General features: G+C 44.4%; 1 protein-coding gene. It reads left to right on the top strand.

Features of this window, described 5'->3' with window-relative positions; all coding sequences use genetic code 11:
* Positions 1 to 20: 20 nt before the first annotated feature.
* Positions 21 to 392: Ig-like domain-containing protein (locus M3180_RS22405; protein ID WP_251671641.1), on the top strand; the 372-nt coding region annotated here is incomplete at its 3' end.

The raw sequence follows: 392 nt of genomic DNA, 5'->3' as shown, positions 1-392 counted from the left end.
GCTTTAAGGCTGCACAAATAGTGGATCCGAATGTTAAAGTCGAGGAAGTAAGCCTTGATAGAGAAACGCTTCAATTAGACGTTGGCGCTGAATTCCAATTAACAGCGACGATTACTCCATCAGAAGCAGCTAATAAAAATGTAACATGGACATCAAGCGATGATGGAATTGCAGAAGTTGATCACACCGGTAAGGTAACAGCAATTGCAGAAGGTACAGCTGTGATTACAGTGACAACTGAGGATGGCAATAAAACGGCAGCCTCTGTTGTAACGGTAAGTGCACCATCAGAGACAGTTGATACAACGGCATTGGAAAGTGAAATAGAAGCAGCCGAGGAACTACTGGATCATGCAGAGGTTGGTACAGAAGCTGGGCAGTATCCACAAGAG

Source organism: Paenibacillus camelliae, from assembly GCF_023715345.1.
Lineage (GTDB): Bacteria > Bacillota > Bacilli > Paenibacillales > Paenibacillaceae > Pristimantibacillus > Pristimantibacillus camelliae.
This window is presented reverse-complemented; position numbering and strand designations above follow the sequence as displayed.